At 70.2% G+C, this 18007-nt stretch carries 13 protein-coding genes; 4 read left to right on the top strand and 9 right to left on the bottom strand.

Going from position 1 to position 18007, the window contains the following annotated elements; all coding sequences use genetic code 11:
* Positions 1–5: 5 nt before the first annotated feature.
* Positions 6–3368, bottom strand: a complete 3363-nt coding sequence (lysX, locus tag ACQPYZ_RS12065) for a bifunctional lysylphosphatidylglycerol synthetase/lysine--tRNA ligase LysX (RefSeq protein WP_433167572.1) — start codon at positions 3366–3368, stop codon at positions 6–8.
* Positions 3369–3511: 143 nt separating this feature from the next.
* On the opposite strand from lysX, the gene ACQPYZ_RS12060 reads away from it, so the two are divergent.
* Positions 3512–4348, top strand: coding sequence for a hypothetical protein (locus ACQPYZ_RS12060; RefSeq protein WP_433167571.1), 837 nt, complete (start codon positions 3512–3514; stop codon positions 4346–4348).
* A gap of 143 nt (positions 4349–4491) precedes the next feature.
* Positions 4492–4962, top strand: coding sequence for a peptidoglycan-binding domain-containing protein (locus ACQPYZ_RS12055; protein WP_433167570.1), 471 nt, complete (start codon positions 4492–4494; stop codon positions 4960–4962).
* A 56-nt stretch (positions 4963–5018) separates the two neighbouring features.
* On the opposite strand, the gene ACQPYZ_RS12050 is transcribed toward ACQPYZ_RS12055, so the two are convergent.
* From ACQPYZ_RS12050 to ACQPYZ_RS12040, 3 genes are all read right to left on the bottom strand, one after another.
* The gene (locus ACQPYZ_RS12050; RefSeq protein ID WP_433167569.1) at positions 5019–6212 is read right to left on the bottom strand and encodes a sensor histidine kinase; all 1194 of its coding nucleotides are present in this window, start codon (positions 6210–6212) and stop codon (positions 5019–5021) included.
* A complete protein-coding gene (locus ACQPYZ_RS12045) occupies positions 6209–6874 on the bottom strand; it encodes a response regulator (RefSeq protein ID WP_433167568.1) in 666 nt (221 codons plus the stop codon). Before ACQPYZ_RS12045 ends, ACQPYZ_RS12050 begins: the two co-directional genes overlap by 4 nt.
* Positions 6875–7324: 450 nt before the next feature.
* Positions 7325–7627 carry a hypothetical protein gene (locus tag ACQPYZ_RS12040; protein ID WP_433167567.1) on the bottom strand — a complete coding sequence of 101 codons (303 nt, stop codon included), beginning with the start codon at positions 7625–7627 and terminating at the stop codon, positions 7325–7327.
* A 172-nt stretch (positions 7628–7799) separates the two neighbouring features.
* Between ACQPYZ_RS12040 and ACQPYZ_RS12035 the strand changes: the two genes are divergently transcribed.
* On the top strand, positions 7800–10595 hold the full coding sequence (locus tag ACQPYZ_RS12035; protein WP_433167565.1) for a LuxR C-terminal-related transcriptional regulator: 2796 nt from the start codon (positions 7800–7802) through the stop codon (positions 10593–10595).
* Between the two features lie 57 nt (positions 10596–10652).
* Here the strand turns inward: ACQPYZ_RS12035 and ACQPYZ_RS12030 are convergent, their stop codons facing one another.
* The 3 genes from ACQPYZ_RS12030 to ACQPYZ_RS12020 form a co-directional block, all read right to left on the bottom strand.
* Complete coding sequence (locus tag ACQPYZ_RS12030) at positions 10653–11609, bottom strand: carbon-nitrogen hydrolase family protein (RefSeq protein ID WP_433167564.1); 957 nt, start codon at positions 11607–11609, stop codon at positions 10653–10655.
* A gap of 63 nt (positions 11610–11672) precedes the next feature.
* Positions 11673–12167: a hypothetical protein gene (locus ACQPYZ_RS12025; RefSeq protein ID WP_433167563.1), complete on the bottom strand. Its 495-nt coding sequence runs from the start codon at positions 12165–12167 to the stop codon at positions 11673–11675.
* A gap of 95 nt (positions 12168–12262) precedes the next feature.
* Positions 12263–13798 (bottom strand): PLP-dependent aminotransferase family protein, encoded by a 1536-nt coding sequence (locus ACQPYZ_RS12020; RefSeq protein ID WP_433167562.1) that lies wholly within the window; start codon positions 13796–13798, stop codon positions 12263–12265.
* 131 nt (positions 13799–13929) lie between these two features.
* Here ACQPYZ_RS12020 and ACQPYZ_RS12015 point away from each other — a divergent pair, with 131 nt between their 5' ends.
* Entirely contained in the window at positions 13930–16668 is a 2739-nt protein-coding gene (locus ACQPYZ_RS12015) for an ATP-binding protein (RefSeq protein ID WP_433167560.1), read from the top strand.
* On the opposite strand, the gene ACQPYZ_RS12010 is transcribed toward ACQPYZ_RS12015, so the two are convergent.
* Positions 16665–17156, bottom strand: coding sequence for a DUF1269 domain-containing protein (locus ACQPYZ_RS12010; protein ID WP_433167559.1), 492 nt, complete (start codon positions 17154–17156; stop codon positions 16665–16667). The two genes, ACQPYZ_RS12015 and ACQPYZ_RS12010, sit on opposite strands and share 4 nt — an antisense overlap.
* 79 nt (positions 17157–17235) lie before the next feature.
* Complete coding sequence (locus ACQPYZ_RS12005) at positions 17236–17940, bottom strand: class I SAM-dependent methyltransferase (protein WP_433167558.1); 705 nt, start codon at positions 17938–17940, stop codon at positions 17236–17238.
* Between the last annotated feature and the right edge of the window lie 67 nt (positions 17941–18007).

The raw sequence follows: 18007 nt of genomic DNA, 5'->3' as shown, positions 1-18007 counted from the left end.
CCACTTCACTCCCTGGTGCTCGGCCGGACCAACGGGAACAGGATGGTGTCGCGGATCGACAACCCGGTCAGGTTCATCACCAGGCGGTCGATGCCCATCCCCATCCCTCCGGTCGGCGGCATGCCGTACTCCAGCGCCTCGAGGAAGTCCTCGTCGACCTGCATGGCCTCCGGATCACCCGCGGCCGCCAGCTGGGACTGGGCGACCAGTCGCGCGCGCTGGTCCACGGGGTCGATCAGCTCGGAGTACGCCGTACCCTGCTCGGCCGCGAAGATGACCAGGTCCCACTTCTCGGCGAGCCGCGGGTCCGACCGGTGCGGCCGGGTCAGGGGCGCGTTCTCCTTCGGGAAGTCGGTGTAGAAGACCGGCGTCGTCGTGGTGCGCTCGCACAGTTCTTCGTAGATCTCCTCGAGCAGGCCGCCCCAGCCGGCGTCGGCGGCCGGTTCCAGCCCGATCTTCCCGGCATGTCCGCGCAGCGTCTCGATCGGCGTGTCCGCGGTGACTTTCTCGCCGAGAGCCTCGGAGACCGCGACGCAGATGCTTTTGACCGGCCAGTCCCCGGACAGGTCGTACTCGACCGTCTTGCCGTCGGCATCGGTACGGCGCGCGAGCGGTGAACCGTACACCGCGGTCGCGGCCTCCTGGATGATGTCCTGCGTCAGCACCCGCATGGTGTCGTAGTCGCCGTACGTCTCGTAGACCTCGAGCGACGTGAACTCCGGGTTGTGCTTGAAGTCCACGCCCTCGTTGCGGAACTGCCGGCCGAGCTCGAACACCTTCTCCATGCCGCCGACCAGCAGCCGCTTCAGGTGCAGCTCGGTCGCGATCCGCAGGTACAGGTCGAGGTCGTAGGCGTTGATGTGGGTCTCGAACGGGCGCGCGTTCGCGCCGCCGTGGACCAGTTGCAGAACGGGCGTCTCGACCTCGACGAAACCCCGCGCATGCAGGGAGTCACGCACGCTGCGGACCACGGTCGCCCGGGTGTACGCGACGTCGCGTGCGGCCGGCCGAACGATCAGGTCGACGTACCGCGCCCGGATCCGGGCCTCGGGATCGACCAGTCCTTTGACCTTGTCCGGCAGCGGGCGGATCGCCTTGCTGGTCAGCTGCAGCGACTCGACCCGGATCGAGAGCTCTCCCCGGCGCGTGGTGATCACCTCGCCGGTGACGCCCACCTGGTCTCCCAGGTCGATGTCGTGCCGCCAGAAGTCGTACGGCGCCCGGCCGACGGCGGCCTGGTCGACCATGAGCTGCAGGTCGCCGCTGCCGTCGCGGAGCTTCGCGAAGCTCAGTCGCCCGTGGTCGCGTTTGAGGATGATCCGTCCGGTCACCGACACGTTGCGACCTGTCGACGTGCCGGGCGGGAGCGTGCCGGCGTCGCTCCTGACCTGCTCCAGCGTGTGCGTCCGCGGGTACGTGACCGGGTACGGATCGATGCCTTGGGCACGGATCCGGTCGAGCTTCGCCCGGCGTACCCGCACCTGCTCGGGTAGTCCGTCGACCGACATCGCCTTCGCCAGCAGGTCGAGCGGCGCGGGGATCAGCGCCTTGACCGCGGCGGCGTGGTCGGAGCCGGCGGTGTCCAGTGAGGCACTCCCGGCCTTGCCCCGAAGCATGGTGAGACTCGGACGCGTGAGGAAACCTTCCGCACTGCCCGCGGCCGTGCCCACGCGCGGCAGGTCCGAGGTGTACTCGAAACACATGAAGCGTGGCTGCCAGACCGGCAGGTACTTGGCGTTCGAGCGGTACAGCGACTCCAGCTGCCAGTTGCGGCTCGCGAACAGCAGCGCCTGCCGCCACAACCTGGCCACCGGGCCGGCGCCGAGCTCCGCCCCGCGCTCGAACGCCTCGCGGAACATCGCGAAGTTGAGCGAGACCCGGCCGACGCCGATCACGGCCGCGCGCTCGGCGAGGGCGGACACCATCAGCTCGACCACGCCGTTGTCGGCGGCCGGGTCGCGACGCATCAGGTCGAGCGACAGCCCGGTCCTTCCCCACGGCACGAAGCTGAGGAACCCGCGCAGGTTGCCGTCGCCGTCGTACGCGCGAACCAGCACGCACTGGCCGTCGAGCGGATCCTCCAGGCGGCCGAGCGCCATCGAGAAGCCCCGCTCGTCACCGCCGTCGCCTCGCCACGAGCCGGCCGCGACGCCGAGGGCCGCGAACTCCTCGGCGGTCAGGCTCCCGTGCCGGACGACGTCGGTGGTGTAGTCACGGCGCTGGAGCCGGGAGACCGACTGCCGGACCGCCTTCATCCCCGGGCCGTTCAGCGAGAACGTCCGCAGGTCGAGGATCGCCTCGTCGCCGATCTCGTACGCCGTCAGGCCGGCCTCGGCGTACGCGGCCGCGCCGAGCTCGCCCGCGCCCATCACCGCCAGCGAGAGGCCGTTCGCCCGGGCGTCCTCGCGCCAGCGCGCGATCGCGGCCGGCCAGTGCTCGACGTCGCCGACCGGATTCCCGCTGGCCAGGCTGACCGAGCCGATCGCGCGGTACGACACACCCGCGCGCGCACCGGCCGGATCACCGGAGTCCCAGATGATCGACTTGTCCCGGCGGGTGGCGAAGTACCCGAGGGAGTCGGTGTCACCGAAGTCGCGCAGCAGCGTGCGGATCCTCGCCTCGTCCGCGACGCCGAGGGTCCGGGCCTGCTTGGGTGCCCGGAACAACAGTTGCGCCGACACCAGGACGACGGACGCACCCGCCAGGCCGATCAGTCCGCGCACCCACAGCGGCGCCGTCACCGACTCGTCGGGCGCGAGCTGGCCGAGGTCGGTGAGCATCTCATCCACGACGTACTGCGCCGCCGTCGCGAAGTCACCGGCGTCGCCGAACCGGCGGACGAGCCAACTGCCGCCCAGCAGCACCGCCACACCGCCGACCAGGAACGAAGCAATCGCTTGCAGCAGGCTGCCGGGCACACGTTTGGCCGCGAACTGGTGCCGGGCCCGCCACGCGATCACCAGAACTCCGGTGATCAGGACGAGGCCGGCGATCTGCACCAACGACCCGCCGTCGAGCAATGAGAGGACCCGGGCGACCTGCGGCACGATCAGCCACCACAGCACCAGGAGCCACCACGCGGCCCGCAACCGGCGTCGTAGTGCCACGCCCATGGCGACGAGCAGAGCGGCGTAGACGAGGCTCGGCACGATCGGAATCGTCAGCAACGAAACGACATCCTGCTCGCCGGCGAAGTAGTTTCGCCAAGGCGTCACCGCGGCGACCACCGTCACCAGAACCGCGGCGGCGAACATGGCGGCCGCGAAATGGTCCGGCCAGCGATCGTCGAGCGGTTTCAGCCCACCGGCCGAAGGAATCCGGGCACGGGTTTCCACCGGCAACGCAGCAGTCTCAACCGTTGAGTTCATCCGGCCCACCCCTGGACAAGTCCCCCAAGTTCACGACAGTACCGGAGACCGTTGAGGACGTACACGTCCGGAACGACTGCCGACCGTCCGTGCCGACACATTCGGTGACGATCGACGCGCGTCGACGGGCGTAGCCTCGGCACATGGTCGCCGGTCTGCTGGGAGCCTTCGCTGCCGCCGTCTGCTACGGCGTGGCCTCGATACTGCAGGCTGTCGCGGCGCACCGTACACACGCCGCGGACGGGCTGGACCCGCGGTTGCTCATCCGCTTGTTCACATCCTGGCCGTACCTGCTGGGGATCGGACTCGACGGTTTCGCCTTCCTGCTGTCGATCGCGGCGTTGCGTTCCTTGCCCCTGTTCGTCGTGCAATCAATCGTGGCGAGTTTCCTCGCGGTCACCGCGGTTCTCGGCGCGATCTTCCTGCGCATGCCGCTGCGCCGCCCGGACTGGATCGCCCTGCTGGTCGTCATCGCCGGACTCGTTCTGGTCGGGCTGTCCGCGGCTGAGGATCGCACGGTCTCGGTCAGCAACGCCGAACGGTGGGGCGTGCTGGTGGCGGCCGTCGCGCTCGGCGGCCTGGCCGTTCCGCTGGGCCGGATCAAGGGTGCACGCGGTGCGGCTGTGCTCGGCACCATCGCGGGTCTCGCGTTCGGCGCGGTCGCGGTAGCCGCCCGGATGCTGCCCGGTCCGGTCGGGGTCGACACGCTCGGCACGTTGCTGACCGATCCGTCGACGTACGCGCTGGTTCTCGCCGCCGGGGTCGCGCTCCTCACCTACTCGACCGCCCTGCAACGCGGCACCGTGACCCAGGCGACAGCACCCTTGGTGATAGGCGAGACGGTCGCCCCCGCCCTGGTCGGCCTGCTCCTGCTGGGTGATCGTCCCCGTCCCGGCTGGGGCTGGGTCGCCGCACTGGGTTTCGTTCTCGCGGTAGCCGGCGCCCTCAGCCTCTCGAAACACGGCGACCTCACCCGATGAAGGTTCGCTGAGGTCAGCTGATCGGGGGATGGGTGGTTCCACCGGCGGATGGGCCGGGCGGTGGATCGTGGGGACGGCTGGACGAGCGCAGTGTTGCTCTCGACGGTACGGAACAGCCGCACCGAAGAGAAAGGATCACCGAAATGCCCAGCACGACCGCCACCGCGCCCCGGCCGAAGGCCTGGATCATCGCCACCGTCGCCACCAGCTGCCTCGCGGTGGCCGGGATCGTCGCCGCCGCCGTACTCGGTCTCAGGGGCCCTGCCCAGGCAGACCCCTCCACGAGCCCGGCCCCCGCCAGCGCCGCCGCGTCCGGACAGCAGTACCAGCCGAACCAGCCGAACACCGGCCACCAGGGTTCGTCGACCGCCTCGCACAGCAGCACGACTCCCCCGGCGGCGCCATCCGCTTCGGTCAAGTTGCTGCAGCAGCAGCTCGCGCAGCTCAACTACTACAACGGCCCCATCACGGGCTACGAGAACACCGGCACGATCAACGCCATCAAGTACCTGCAGCGTGACGCGCACCTGCAGCAGACCGGCCAGCTGAACAACGCCACCCGCAGCGCACTCAGCTCGATGATGGTCCACGGCAACAACCAGATGGCCGGCTGACCAGCTCCACCACGCCCCTGCGGTCCGCCGACGTGTGCGGGCCGCTGCGGCGTCTCTCAGACCAGCGGGATCTCCACCTCGGCAACCGTCCCGTGCGGCTCCGCGTCGCGCAGCCGCATCCAGCCGCCGGCCGCCTCCACCCGGATCCGGCGCGACGCCAGGCCGAGATGGCCTCCCCGCAGCCTGGCCTCGAGGTCGACTCCCCCGAGACCCTTGCCGTCGTCGATCACCCGAAGCCGGGCGACGGCGTCGGTCCGTGCCAGCTGGACCACGACCTTGCGGGCCGCGGCGTGCTTGACCACGTTCGTCAGCAGCTCACGAACCGTCAGCAGCAGCAGTTCGTCGACGGAGGTACGCGTCGACTCGTCCCAGTCCTGTGTCACCACGTCGATCGAGAACCGCCCGCGTGACTTGGTGGCGTCGGCGACGTCCTTCAGCACCGGCAGCAGACCGGCCGACTCCAGCGCCGCCGGATGGAGCTGCGACATCGTTGCCCGCAGCAGCCGGGTCGTCTCCGCCAGCGCGAACTCCATCCGTTCGAGGCACTCGGCGTCTCCCGCGAGCGCCGGCTCGACCTCCTGCCTCGCGGCCAGGACGTACTGCAGTGGTCCGTCGTGCAGGGACTCCGCGAGGTTCTGCTGCTCGCGCTGCTCGATCTGGACCATTTCCTCCAGCAGGTGGTTCCGCTCCTGCAGCAGCCGGGCGATCGTCAGCACCCGCGAGCGTTGCAGAGCGGTCAACAGCACACACGCCAGTCCGACCACGGCCAGCAGCAGTGCCCGCAGTACGACGTACGAGACCGGCTCATCGTCGACCGGCCGCATCAGCAGCCCGGAAACGAGATAGGCGGCCACCGCGGGCGCCGTGGCGAGCGCACAGACCAGAGGACTGAGTTGCGTCGCGGCCAGCAGCGGCACCACGAACAACCCGTTCAGCAAGGTGTACGGCGTCCACGTGGTGTCGGCGGACGTGTCCGCGACCAGGGTCAGCGCGGTCAGCGCGATCACGTCGACCGCCAACGCCAGCCAGGTGTACGGCAGCAGGCCTGGCCCGCCGAACCGCAGGATCACCGCGCTCGTCACACTCCAGACCGCATAGCACCCGACGATCACCCAACACAGCACGAGGTGCTCGGCCGGTGGCTGCGCCACCAGGACGGCCACCAGGAACGCGGCCAGCAGCAACCGCAGCAGCGCCTGGATCCGCGCACCTTGATGCGGCAGCCCGGCGATCTGCTCCGCGACGGTCATTCGAGCAGGCCTCGGCGCATACCTTCGGCGACCGCGGCGGCCCGGTCCGACACCCCCAGCTTCTCGTAGAGGTGCTGGGTGTGCGTCTTGACCGTGCTGGGACCCAGGAACAGCTCGGCGGCCAGCTCGGGGATCGACAATCCGCGGGCGAAACCGGACAGCACCTGCTGCTCGCGTTCGCTCAGCACCGGCCCGGCGGAGGTCGCCCGCAGCCTGATCTGCTCGGCCAGCCCCGCCGCCAACTCCGGCGGGACCACCGTCTGGCCCTGACCGACCCGCCGTACGGCGTCGACGATCTCCGAGCGGCGTGCCTCCTTGGACAGGTAGCCCTGCGCACCCTCCTCCAGAGCCTTGAAGACGATCGCGCTGTCGGTCACGGCCGACAGGATCAGTGCCCGTGTCGGCAGCGCCTGCCGGACGATGGCGTGCACCACGTCCAGGCCGGTGAGGTCCGGCATCTGGTAGTCGAGAACGGCCACGTCGGGACGCTCGGCGGCGATCACCTCGAGGCCTTCCCGCCCGTTGTCGGCCTCGCCCACCACCTGGACGTAGCCCGACTCCCGCAGACCGCGGATCAGCCCGTCCCGGAAGAAGGGATGATCGTCCACCACGACGACGCGCGTGGACTCCCGCACCTCGGTACTGCGCCCGCTCCCCACCATCTCCGCTCCCAGCCCCCTCCCCCGGCGCGGGGGAACCTCCAGCATGCCGCTCGCCCGCCGCACCGGTCCAGAGCAGCCGCCGATCGGGGGATCCGCGGCTCCCCCGGGGCAAGGCCCGATCGGCGGATGGGGCGGGCGGCGCCGTACGGCGAACCTGGTTCCGCGGGACGAGATCAGCTCGGCCCGAGGAGACCAACTGAGGGGTCCAGATGAAGCGCAGGAACAGACTGCAGGTAGCCGGCGAGCTAGTGGTGGTCGGCATCGACCCCAACCGCGGACACAACCGCAAAACCTCCCTAAGCGCCCCGACGCCCCACCACACCACCACCGCCGCCACCCCCCACGAAACCAACAAGCCAACCACCCTCTGGCCAGCCGTCTGAAGTCCGGATCGTGGCCCGGGGCGTTGTGCCGCCGAATCCTCTGTTGGGGTGGTCGGAAGGTTCGCACTCAGGTCGCGGTTGGGGTCTTCGTGCTGGTCGAGTGGGAGAACAGCCTGTGGTGGCGTAGCCGGTTCGCTGCGGCGAGCCCGACTCCGCTCAGGGCGATTCCGCCTAGTGCGCCGGCACCGAGCTGCGCCAGGTCCAGAGTGGCGTCGCTGTCTGTCGAAGCGAGCGTTGGAGTTGAGGGGGCGGTCCCAACGGGTTCCGGTTTGGTGGTGGCGTTGGCCGGCGCACTGATGGTCAGCGGGACGGCGGCGATGCCGATGGTTGCGAGCATGGCGGCGATTCTCGCGACAGTGTTGGTGGTCATTGGAATTCACTCCTCCGTGTGGTTGACCTGCCAATGACTCTCCGCACAAGGAGTGCCGTCGACATCGGGCAGTCGCGCGCACATTTGCCCTCGGTTGCCTTACGTCGCTGTCTCTCGGGTCCGCAGCGCCTTACCTGGGGCTCATCAGGCGGTTGTGGGCGCATGATGGGGTATGGCCGGCTTGGTGGTCGGACGCGCGGTGGAATCTGCGGTACTGCGAGAGCTGATCGCGGGTGTGCCGGAGCGTTCAGGTGCCGCGGTGGTGCGGGGCGAGGCGGGTATCGGTAAGACGGTGCTCGTCCGGTCGATCCTCGATGAGCGGTCCGGTAGCGGTGTGCGGATCCTGCGCGGAGCCTGCGCGCCGATGTCCGGTGCGACCGCGTACGGCGGCCTCGACGCCACGGTGACGGCTGCACTGAACCGATCCACGGCGGCCCGCGCGTTTCCGTCGGCCGCGGCGGCACGAGCATGGTCCATGCAAGCGATCGCGGACGCGCTCGACAGCGAGGAAGGGGTAGGCACCGTTCTGCTGGTCGAGGACGTTCACTGGGCGGACTGGTCCACGTTGGACTTCCTTGCCCATCTGACCCGCAACCTGCCCGAGCGACGATTGCTCGTGCTCGTGACCTGGCGGGAGGAGGCCACGCATCCCGATCGCCTGAACTGGCTGGCCGAACTGCTTCGCTGCCCGGACGTGATCGACATACCACTGCGCCGCCTGACAGTTCGGGAGACGTCGGAGCAGTTGAGCGCTCTCCACCCTGGATGTACGGCGGAGGCGATCGACGCCATCTACCAGCGCAGCGCAGGCAACCCCTACCTGAACGCCGAGCTGATCCGCGGCGACCTGACCGTACCGGCTTCGCTGCGCGAGGTCCTGCTCGCACGATTGCAAGCGCTCTCGCCGGCGGCCCGGACGGTCGTCGCTGCGACCGGCACGCTGGCTCGGGCACTCGGCGACGACGACCTGCTCGCCGCGGTGAGCGGCGCCGCTGACGCCGTACGAGAGGCCTGCGACTCGGGTTTGGTGATTCGCGACCCGGTCATCGGCTGTACTGCGCGCCATCCCGTGGTCGCCGAGGTGGCGTACGAACAACTCCTGACCTCCGAGCGGCGAGGCTTGCATTCGCGTCTCGCGAAGTACCTGGCAGATCACGTGGGCGCCAACGGCGACGCCGCCGAGTTCGCCGAGGTCGCGGAGCAGTATCGCCGTACGAGTGACCGGGACGCGACCTTCGACTGGGCGCTCAGGGCGGCCCGTGCCGCCGAGAAGGAGTGCGCGTTCGCGGAGGCCGGCCACTGGTACAGCGTCGCCTCGTCGCTGTGGCAGCCGTCCGACCTGAACGACGACCTCGTACCAGAGCGCCTCGTGCTCGCCGAGCGCGCAGCCTCCCTCCTCGGTGGCGCCGGTCGGCGCGCTGAGGCTGTTGCGTTGCTCGAGGCAGCCGTGTCCGATTCCGACGGCGAGACCGGCACGCTGGAAGCCTTGCTGATGCGAGGCAGACTGCGTGCGCTGGTTGACGACCTCGCCGGTGCGATGGCGGACCTGGAGCGAGCTCGGCGTCTGGCGCCGGCCGGTGCCCATCGAACTCTGGGCAGGGTCTGCATCGCGCACGCGACGATCCTGGCTCTCTATGCCCGCTCGTCCGAACAGGCGGAGGCGGCCCGGGCGGCGTTGGAGCACGCGAGCCGAGCCGACGACACCCGGACGATCGGACAGGCCAGACAGATCCTGGGAGCGGTCGCCGCCGGCGGTGGCCGGCTCGACGAGGCGCTCGTGGAGACGCTGGCTGCGATGGAGATCGCTCGAGACCTCGCCGAACCTGAGGACCTGGCGGTGGCCGGAATGACGTTGACCTATATCTACGGATTGCGCGGCGACAGCGACGAGGTCGTCGCGGTGGCGGACTCCATCCAGTCCGAGCTACGGGGCCTGATGGTCAACGAGCATTGGGGCGAGGGCATTATCGAGTCCAACGCCGTCTACGAGCTGTACGTAGCCGGTCGATGGGATGAGGCGCTCAGCCGCGACGACCGAGGCCGCCCGCCGTCAGGACCGGCCTACAAGGACGCGACGCTCGCGCGGATCCACATGGGCCGCGGAGACCTGCGGACCGCCGTGAAGGTGTTCCGGGGACAAGAGTTGCTCGCGGTCGACGACCAGCCCATGATGAAGCGCGACTACGCTGAGATCGAGGCGCAACTCCGCCTCCTTCAACACCGTCCGCACGAGGCTTTGGCGCTTGCACTGGATGCCGCCGAAGTCAGTCACGGCACCGAAGATGAACTGGTGTCCGGGGAGCTGCTGCGTGTTGGTCTTGAGGCGGCGGTCGCTGCGCAGTCACCCGATGGGTTCGATCGACTCGTGGAGCTCCTTGGGGGCGCGGTGGGCGGGATCGAGATCGAGGCCGCGGCGATGGCTGCGATCGTCGACGGTGAACGATCGCGGATCCGCGGCACACCTGAACCGGGGCCTTGGCTCACCGCGGCAGAGGAATGGGCGGCACTCGGCCGGCCGTACTGGGAGGCGCAGGCCCGAGTGCGTGCGGCAGAGGCGCTGCTTTCTCATCGCGGGCGAACCGGCGCTCGCGGACAAGCGACGGCTGAACTCGAAGCTGCGCGACGCATCGCCGAGCGGCTGGGCGCGGCACCCCTGCTCGGCCAGATTCGAGACCTGGCAAAGGTCGCCCGGATCCAGCTCGACGACTCGGTGACAGAGCACCACGAGCGGCCTGCGCCGACCACAGACCCAGACATCCCGCTGACCGAGCGTGAGCGTCAGGTGCTTGCCCTGGTCGCGGCCGGGCGGACGAATCGAGAGATCGGCGCGGTGCTCTACATGAGCCCCAAGACTGCCAGCGTGCACGTCACGCACATCCTCGAGAAGCTCGGCGTTCGCTCGCGCGTCCAGGCGGCCGCCGAAGCGGTCCGGCTCGGCCTGGTGGACACCTCGACGCCGCCCACCTGAGTACGGCGCCCTCTATCACAGGCCAGCTGAGCCGCACCGGCGCTCTCGCGCGGATGGTCAGTCGGGAGTAGGGGTGTTGCGGAGGGTGGTTATGACGGGGCGGGGGTTGGTGTCCACGGCCAGGCGGAAGAGGTCGGGGCGGTGGTAGTGGCCTACGGGGTCGAACATGCGGCGGGCGGAGCGGACCTTGGTGAGGTCGGCCTCGGCGACCAGGACGGTCTCGGCGTGGCGGGCGGGGCCGGCGAGGATCTCGCCGTTGGGTCCGACGATGACCGTGTTGCCGGGTTCGATCCAGTCCGGGTCGTCCGGGTCGGTGCGCCAGACGCGGTCCCGGTCGGGGAAGTCCGCCGGGAGCTGGTCGACGTGCAGGCTCGGGTTCGCGCCGATGACGTAGCAGCGCCCCTCCCGGGCGATGTGGCGCATGGTTGCGATCCACGCGTCACCTCTCGCCAGCGTCGGCGCCACCCAGATGTCGACGCCCTGCGAGTACAGGTAGAAACGGGCCAGCGGCATGTAGTTCTCCCAGCAGATCAAGCCGCCGATGCGCCCGAAAGGAGTCGGGTACGTCTCCAGCATCGAGCCGTCGCCCATGCCCCACACGGTCCGTTCCGGTCCGGTCGGCATCAGCTTGCGGTGCTTGCCGAGGAGGTTGCCGTCGGCATCGAAGTACAACAGCGTGTTGTAGATCGTGCTGCCGGTGGCCTCGCGCTCGTCGACGCCGATGACGAGGTAGACGCCGGCCTGCCGGGCCGCTGCACCGAGCCGGTCGGTGACGTCGCTCGGTACGACGACAGCCTGGTCGGCGAGCATCGCGAACCACTGCTCGTCACCGTCCCAGATCGGCGGTCCGTCGATCCAGATCGGCGTACCGGGCACGAAGACCTCGGGAAACACCACCAGGTCGGCCGCCCGTACGGCGGGATCGGCCAGCAACTGCTCCACCTTGGCCAGCGTCGCCTCGCGATCCATCAGCACGTACGCCGCTTGCACCGCGGCAACCGTCAGAGTCGTCATCTCGGCCCCCTGCCCCGACGATACGCCTGAAGCAGCGACCAAGCCTCGGTGAGCCTGGTGGGCTCAGTCGTCGGGGCGGCAGACCTCACCTTGGATGCGGGTGACGAAGTGGTCGGTCTCCCAGTGCTGGTTGAGGTAGGTGTAGCCGGTGGCGCCCTCGTAGCGGCCGGTGCCGCCGGTGAACTCCTGGGTGCCGCCGGCGTGGCCGGTGCCGGTCGTGGTGTCGACGTTGCCGATCGCGGTCTCCAGCGCCGTCAGCGTCGAGCCGTCCTTGAACGTGTAGGTGATCGACCCGCTGACCGGGCGGTAGGTGGGCGCCGTCGGCGGCGCGACGCCGCGTGAGCCCAGGACGAACACCGTCTTCCCGTCGAAGCTGTGCTTGCCGCGGACGGTGCCGGTCAGGCAGACCTGGTTCGGCGGCGGGCAGCCGACGTCGACGACCTTGTCGTAGATCGTCGCGTCGACGGTCTTGCAGCGGGGTGAGGCGTTGGCCAGGGACGTTCCGGCGACGGCCGCCGTACAGGCGACGGCGACCGCGGCGATGCGCAGGGGTTTCATCGGTCCTCCAAGTCGGGATGTCCGCGGCAGCCTAGGAAGACCGCCCGTCCGATGGAGGCGCCGATTTGCGCGCTATCGCGCCAGTCCAGTCTCGATCAGATAACGCGGCGTAGGGCGGCGAGCGCGTCCGGGATCCGCTCGGCGGCGACGGCGCCGTACCCGAAGACGAAGCCGTTCGGCCCGGGGCGCTCGATGCCCCAGCGCGAGACCGTGCCGACATAGACGCCCGCGGCGAGCGCTCGGGTCGCGAGCACGGTGTCCGCAGGTTGGTCCGGGGCGAGCAGGGCGGCCATGTGCGTGCCGCCGCTGGACTCGATCGGCTCGAGCACGCCACCGAAGTCCGCACGCAGCGCGCTGATCAGCAGGTCGTGTCGACGTTCGTACGATCGCCGCATCCGCCGGATGTACCGGGCGAGATCGCCATCCTCGATGAACGTCGCGAGCGCGGCCTGCACGTGCCCACCGGTGCCGTAGTCCGCGACGAACTTCGCCCGTCGCGCGGCCTCGGCGAGCGTCGACGGTACGCCGAGGAACCCGACCCGCAACGCCGGCAGCAAAGTCTTGGAGAAGGACCCGACATAGAGCACCCGACCCTCGGTGTCGATTGTCTGCAACGGGGTCAGCGGCCGCCCGGTGAACCGGAACTCCGAGTCGTAGTCGTCCTCGACGATCGCCGCGTCGTGCCGCGCAGCCCAGGCGAGCAGAGCGGTACGCCGCTCCGCCGACATCGGCATGCCGAGCGGAAACTGGTGCGACGGCGTCACGTAGACCAGCCGCGTCCCGGACGGAATCCGGTCGACCATCAACCCCTCACCGTCCACCGGCACGCCGACGACGCGAGCACCGTGCGCGAGGAACCCGCGGTACGCGGGCAGGTAACCAGGATCCTCGATCGCCACCATGTCACCCGGCTCGAGCAGCACGCGGGCCGCGACGTCGAACGCCTGCTGCGCCCCCGTCGTGATCACCAACTGCTCCGGCGTCGTCCGGACCCCACGACTCACGGTCAGATGGTGCGCGAGCGCCGTACGCAACCGGATCGAGCCCGCCGGCTCGGCGTAGTTGACCTCGGTGCGGGACCGCAGCTGATCATTGATCAACGCTCGCCAGCGGGCGAACGGAAACTGCGACCGCGCCGGCACGCCGGGCGCGAAGTCGAACTCGACGTCCGGCACCGCCAGCTCCGGTACGGCGAGCTGCTCGGCCTCCCAAATCGCTCGCGGCCGCAACGGGGACCCACTCGGCGTGCCGGTCACAGGGCCACGCGTCTGAGCAGCAGTAGCCCGCGGCCCGGCTACCGCAGGCCCGAGCGCAGAGCCCCAGTGCTCGGTGACCGCCCGCCCGATCGCGGAGCCCCGGTGCTCGGTGACCGCCCGCCCGAGCGCAGAGCCCCGAAGCTCGGTGACCACCGTGCCGACGCCGGGGCGCGAGCGGATCAGCCCGTGCGCGGCGAGCCGCTCGTACGCCGCGACCACTGTCGCCCGCGACACCGCCAGCCGCGCCGCGAGCTCACGCGAGGACGGCAGCACCGTTCCCGCAGGCAAGGTGCCGCTGCTGATCCGCTCCTGAAGCTGCGTGTAGATCTGCGCGGCCAGCCCGCCCTTCTCGTCCAACCGCAGATGCAGCTCCACACCGGCATTCTCACCACCTCGCGGCTCACGATGAACCGACGGCACCCAGCTCATTGCGCTGAGCACCCGGCTGAGACGGCTGCTGTCGCCGATGACGCTTCGGGTCTAGCCTCAGCTGAGGGGTGGTGCTCATGACGACCAGGGAATCGGCGCCCGAGCTCCGGGGGCGGCGGGCGGAGTCGGCCCGGCTGGATCAGGTGGTCGCCGGGACCCGCTCCGGCGCGGGTCAGGTCCTGCTCGTCCGCGGTGAGGCAGGCATCGGCAAGACCGCCCTGCTCGACCAACTCGTCGGACGCGCCGAGGAGTGCAGGGTCGCGCGGGCGGCCGGCGTCGAGTTCGAGATGGAGCTCCCGTACGCCGGTCTGCACCAGTTGTGCGCACCCCTGCTCCGGATGACCGATCACCTACCGGCTCCGCAACGCGAGGCGCTCGCGGTCGCCCTGGGACAGGAGTTCGGCGGACCGCCGGACCGGTTCCTCGTCGGCGCGGCCACGTTGAGCCTGCTGTCCGCGGTCTCCGACAGCAAGCCGCTGCTGTGCGTCGTCGACGACGCACAGTGGCTGGACCAGGAGTCGGTCCAGACGCTCACCTTCGTGGCGCGACGGCTCTTCGCCGACCGCATCGGGCTCGTGTTCGCCGTCCGCGAGCCGGTCACGGGACCCAGCTGGCGAGGCTTCCCCGAACTGACCGTCGGCGGCCTGACCGACCACGACGCCGGCGCCCTGCTCGACGCGGTGTTCCCCGGCCGCCTGGACGAGCACGTCCGCGACCGCATCGTCTCCGAGACCAGAGGCAATCCGCTGGCACTGCTGGAGCTGCCTGCTGGACTGACCGCAGGCGAACTGGCCGGCGGCTTCGAGCGGCTGGACTCTCGACCGCTGACGAGCCAACTCGAGCAGAGCTTCGCCCGTCGGCTGCAGGAGCTTCCGTCGGACACACAACAGTGCTTGCTGACCGCGGCGGTCGAACCGGTTGGCGACGTACCCCTGCTGCTGCGGGCGCTCGCGATCCAGAACGTGCCGGTCGGTGCGGGCGGACCGGCCGAGGCGGCCGGCCTGGTCGAGTTCGGTGCGCGCGTCCGTTTCCGGCATCCGCTGGTCCGGTCGGCTGTCAGTCGCGCGGCGAAGCCCGGCGATCGCCGCCGCGCCCATCAGGCCCTGGCCGATGCGATCGATGCCGAGCGGGATCCCGACCGGCGGGCCTGGCATCGCGCGCTCGGAGCGAGCGGACCGGACGAGGCGGTCGCCGCCGAACTCGCCGGATCGGCCGAGCGGGCCCGGCGCCGCGGTGGGAACGCGGCCACGGCGGCGTTCCTGCAGCGGTCGACCGAGCTCACCCCGGACCCGGAGACACGGGCGTCGCGAGCGCTGGCCGCCGCCGGCGCGTCCCTCCGGGCAGGTGATTTCCCCGCGGTGTCACGGATGCTCGTCACCGTCAGCGAGGGTCCGGCGGACGAGCTGCGCCAAGCCCAGACAGACGTACTGCGGGCCCAGCTCGCGTTCATGGCCGGCCGCGGCTACGCGGCGACGCCACTGCTCCTCGAAGCCGCCCGGAGGTTCGAAGGACTCGACCTCGACCTGGCCCGCGACACGTACCTGGACGCGCTGTCGGCCGGTCAGTTCGCCGGCCGGTTCGCGGGTGATACCGGCCTGGCGGAGGTCGCTCAGGCGGCGCGGGCATTGCCCAGGACCGATGGAAGCCGCAAGCGCGACCTCATTCTCGAAGGAACCGCCGCGCTGTTCACCGACAGCTACGCGGAAGCAGTCGAACCGGCGCGGGCAGCGCTCGAGGCATTCGCCCGCGAGACGGGGCCCGCGGACGCCGACGACGTACGGTGGCTCGGGCACGCGGCGCTGCTGGCGCTCGACCTCTGGGACGACGAGAACTGGGAGATCGTCACCTCACGCAACGTCCGGATCGCCCGCGAACGGGGCGAGCTGGTCGAGCTCCCGCTCGCACTCAGCCACCAGATCATGCGCAACTTCTTCGCCGGCGAGATCGCCGAGGCCGCGTCCGTGGTCGCCGAGATCACCACGATCAACGATGCGACCGGCGCCGCCATGACCGGGTACGGCGTGATCGCGCTGGCGGCACTCCGCGGGCCCGACGGGGCGAGTGAGCTGATCACCGCCAGCCGCGACGATGCCGAGAGCCGGGGCGAGGGTTCGGGGGTGACCGTCGCGAGCTTCACGCATGCCGTGCTGATGAACGCGCTCGCGCGGTACGACGAGGCGCTGACGTCGGCCCAGGACGCGGCCGCGTACCCGGTCGAGCTCTGCGGGGCGAACTGGGCGCTTCCCGAGCTGATCGAGTCCGCGGCGCGCAGCGGCCGGCACGACCTGGCTGCTGCGGCGCTCGATCGACTGCGGATGATGGCTCGAGCGTGCGGTTCTGACTGGGGTCTGGGTCTGCTCGCCCGGTCGACGGCTCTGCTCGCGGCCGATCCGTCCGCGGCCGAGGCGGCGTACGAGGAAGCCATCGAGCGACTCGGGCGGACGCGGATGCGGATGGATCTGGCTCGGGCGCATCTGGTGTACGGCGAGTGGCTCCGCCGCGAGGGTCGGCGCCAGGACGCCCGCGGTCAGCTGCGGACGGCGTACAAGCTGTTCGCGACCTCAGGCGCCGACGTGTTCGCCGACCGGGCGGCGCACGAGCTCCGGGCGACCGGCGAGGTGGTCGGTGAGCGAGCCGGCCGCGCGCGCGACACGTTGACCGCGCAGGAGGCGCACATCGCCGAGCTCGCCGGCGCCGGGCTGACCAACGCGGAGATCGGCGCGCAGATGTTCCTCAGCCAGCACACCGTCGAGTGGCACCTGCGAAAGGTCTTCACCAAACTCGGCATCACCTCCCGCCGCCAACTCGCGCCCTAGTCGGCGAACATCTCGCGGAGGGCCGCCTCCTGCTCGTTGGACAGGTTCGACTGGATGAGCTCGGGCTTGAGACCGGTCGCGTCGAAGGTCTCCTTGACCTTGTCGGGTACGGCGTCACTCGACATCAGGAACAGCGCCGACGTCCCCGGCTTGAGCTGGTCGCGCATGGACTTGATGAAGCCGTCATCGATCCCGACGTCGGTCAGCGACCCCGCGAGCGCGCCCGACGCGGCCCCGATCGCGGCACCGGCCAGCGGCATCAGGAAGATCAGGCCGAACAGCATCCCCCAGAACATCCCGCCGACCGCCCCGGCGCCGGCGAGGTTCCGCAACTGCCGGGTCTTGGGCCGTTTGGCCTCCGGCTGCCACGACACCGCCGCGGCGTCGTGCACCTTGATCAGCCCCTGTTTGGCCAGCGACTCCAAGGTGCCGATCGCCTGATTTGCTCCGTCCCAGTTCTCGAACTTCCAGACCGTCAGTGTCGCCATCCTGCGCCTCCTCGGCTTGCGTCTGATCCCCGCCAGCCTCCCGCCGGCTCAGCCCGCCCGCCTCCCCCCGTCCGGGTGATTACCGGCGTTGGGCCGTGACGATCCAGGCGCGGGAGTCGAACCAGACGCCGTCCGCGGACACGTGCTTCTCGAGCATTGGGCGCAGCCGGTCGGCGTCGCTGTCGGAGCCCATCTGCAGTGTGCGGATCGCGTCGAGGGCGGTCTCGACGTCGGCGCCGTAGTACACGGGTTCGCGGACGTCTTCGAGCTGTACGTCGGTGAAGCCGGCGTCGGCCAGGATGCGCTCGGTCGTCGCCGGGTCCGCCAGGGAGAACGCTGCCTCGCCGGCGGTGGCGTGCGTACCTCGGATTTCGCCGTACCACTCCTGCTGCCGCGCGTCCTGCCACACGAGTTGGACCAGCCGCGCGCCCGGGCGCAGGGCGCGCGCGACGTTGGCGAAGGCGGCGACCGGGTCGGCGAAGAACATCGTGCCGAAGCGGCTGATCGCGAGCGAGAAGTGCTCGGGCTGGAACGGGTGGAGCTGGGCGTCGGCCTGCTCGAAGCGGACGTTGGGCAGTCCCGCACTGAGCTGTCGGGCGATCGCGAGCATCTCGGCGGAGACGTCGACACCGAGCGCGCTCCCGGCCGTCGCGGTCTTGGCCGCCTCGCGGGTGGTGAGGCCGGTCCCGCAGCCGATGTCGAGCACGTGGTCGTCGGGCCGGACGTCCATCGCGGTCAGCAGCCGCTCGTGGTAGCGGCGGAGCTCAGCGTCGTAGTCGAACATGACTCAGACGGTAGGCCGGTTTCGCGTATACCGGAAAGCGATAGATCTCGATGGTGTTCATCGCGAG

The sequence above is a fragment of the Kribbella sp. CA-247076 genome (genome assembly GCF_050942445.1).
Classification (GTDB): Bacteria; Actinomycetota; Actinomycetes; order Propionibacteriales; family Kribbellaceae; genus Kribbella.
The sequence above is the reverse complement of the archived record's forward strand: the minus strand, read 5'-3'. Positions and strand labels throughout refer to the sequence as shown.